Origin of the sequence: Marivita sp. (genome assembly GCF_051251565.1) — a bacterium.
Lineage (GTDB): Bacteria > Pseudomonadota > Alphaproteobacteria > Rhodobacterales > Rhodobacteraceae > Marivita.
On record NZ_JBPOFB010000076.1, the window covers coordinates 1 to 2,138 of the forward strand.

Annotated in this window: 3 protein-coding genes; 1 reads left to right on the top strand and 2 read right to left on the bottom strand. The window is 61.2% G+C overall.

Features of this window, described 5'->3' with window-relative positions:
- A partial coding sequence (locus ACSHXH_RS19510; RefSeq protein ID WP_435673466.1) for a hypothetical protein occupies positions 1–284 on the bottom strand: 284 nt, incomplete at its 3' end.
- A 72-nt stretch (positions 285–356) separates the two neighbouring features.
- Here ACSHXH_RS19510 and ACSHXH_RS19515 point away from each other — a divergent pair.
- Positions 357–1,802 carry an amidohydrolase gene (locus ACSHXH_RS19515; RefSeq protein ID WP_435673467.1) on the top strand — a complete coding sequence of 482 codons (1,446 nt, stop codon included), beginning with the start codon at positions 357–359 and terminating at the stop codon, positions 1,800–1,802.
- Positions 1,803–1,805: 3 nt separating this feature from the next.
- Here the strand turns inward: ACSHXH_RS19515 and ACSHXH_RS19520 are convergent.
- The coding region (locus ACSHXH_RS19520; protein ID WP_435673468.1) for a TIGR01244 family sulfur transferase at positions 1,806–2,138 on the bottom strand (333 nt) is incomplete at its 5' end.

Consider the following 2,138-nt stretch of genomic DNA (forward strand, 5'->3'; position numbering starts at 1 on the left):
GTTGCTGCGCTGGTCAAAATGCGGCCTGCAAAGCGGTTTCCGTGGCGTTTGATGACCATGATCCGGCCCTCTGTGTCCGCTGCCATAGCCGCTTTGCCGTCGCGGGCGATGGATATACGTTGCGCCGCAAAGCCGTCTTCCACTTCGCCAGCTGCGCCGCGCACATCGTCATCGCTTTTGAGCGTTGGCTTCCCGCCTAGCTTCAAACTCCAGGCGAGCCCAGCGAGCACAAGGATCGCAATCAGCGACACTCCAAATTGCAAAAGTTGTTGGGGGATATCCATGCGCGCCTTTTCCTTGCGCCGGGATTGGCACGGCGCGTGATTTGCGGCAAGCATGGCTGCAAGGAGAGTTCAATGAAATTGCCCGGTAAATCGCTCGTTGCGGCTGGCTTTGGCGCATTGTTGTTGGGAACAACGCCGCTAACCGCTGACAATCATTCCGCCCCTGACCCAATAGTCTTTGTCGATGCAGAGGCGGATCGCACAGCGCGCGTGGCGCAGGAATTGTGGGAATTTGCCGAGCTCGGCTATCTCGAAACCCGGTCCAGCGGGCTGATGCAAGCAGAGCTGGAGGGCGAAGGTTTCCGTATTGAAACCGGCATTGCCGAAATCCCAACAGCCTTTGTCGCTGAATGGGGAGAGGGCGGCCCGGTCATTGCAATTCTGGCCGAGATGGACGCTCTTCCCGGCATCAACCAGTCGGGCTCGCCAACGCGCGATATGGTTGACGACAAACATGCCGGGCACGCGTGCGGGCACAATCTCTTCGGCGCAGGCTCGCTGACGGCTGCGATTGCAGTCAAGGAATGGTTGGAAGCCACCGGCACGCCGGGCCGCATCCGGCTTTATGGAACGCCTGCGGAAGAGGGCGGCTCGGGCAAGGTCTATATGACCCGCGCAGGCATGTTCGACGATGTCGACGTCGCGATCCATTGGCACGCCGATGATGAGAACAGCGCGGCGGCGCGAACAAGCCTTGCGAATCGCTCCGCGAAATTCCGCTTCACAGGAGTCTCAGCCCACGCAGCTGGAGCGCCAGAACGCGGGCGTAGCGCGCTCGACGGCGCCGAAGCCATGAACATGATGGCCAATATGATGCACGAACACATGCCGCAGGATGCGCGCATGCATTACGTCATCACCAGCGGCGGCAACGCGCCCAATGTGGTCCCAGACTTTGCCGAAGTTTTCTACTACGTCCGCCATCCTGACCCTGAAGGCGTCGAGGCAATCTGGGCGCGGCTCGAAGATGCGGCGCGCGGTGCTGCGCTGGGCACAGGCACGCAGGTTGAGTGGGAAGTCATCCACGGCAATAACCCGCTGCTGGTGAATGAAACACTGGCGCGCGCAATGCACACGAAGCTCGAAATGGTGGGGGGAGTGACCTACACCTCCGCAGAGCGTGAATGGGCCGCGCAGTTGCAAGAATCGCTGGGCGATGCCGCCATGCCTCTGGATAGCGCGGGTCAAATTCAGCCTTATAATCGCAGTCTTGGCTATGGCTCTACCGATGTCGGCGATGTGTCTTGGGCAACGCCAACCGTCGGCGTGCGCACCGCGACATGGGTGCCGGGCACCAGCTCGCACTCTTGGCAGGCAGTGGCAGCCAGCGGGCACTCAATCGGACACAAAGGCGCGCAAGTGGCCGCCAAAGCGATGGCACTGATGGCAGTGGAGCTGTTCACCAATCCTGAAATGCGAGCGCAGGCGCGCGCAGAATTCGAGGCGGCGCGCGGACCAGACTATGTCTATCGATCACTGCTGGGGGACCGTGATCCGCCGCTTGACTACCGGCGTTGAGCTTTAGCGAGCAGCCAGCATATCGAGCATGGGGCGAACCGGGCTGACGTCGTATCCTGCTGCCATCGCGGCGCTTGCGATCTCGTCCGGGTTCGCGCCGTTCTTGGCTTGCGCAAGAGACCAAAGGAAAGTCGAGCGCGTGCCTGAGCGGCAATAGGCGAGTACCGATCCTTCAGCCCCGGCTAGTGCCGCAACCATTTCGTCAACTTGCACTTCGCTAAAGCCGGAATGCCCGATGGGGATCGCTCTATAGTCCAGCCCCGCGTCGCGCGCGGCGGCTTCGATTTCAGCACCTTGAGGGGCGGAGGGTTCCTCTCCGTCGGGACGGTTGTTGAT

Excerpts from the sequence above, each read along its gene's own strand:
- ACSHXH_RS19515 (WP_435673467.1), top strand. The coding sequence starts at position 357 with ATGAAATTGCCCGGTAAATCGCTCGTTGCGGCTGGCTTTGGCGCATTG.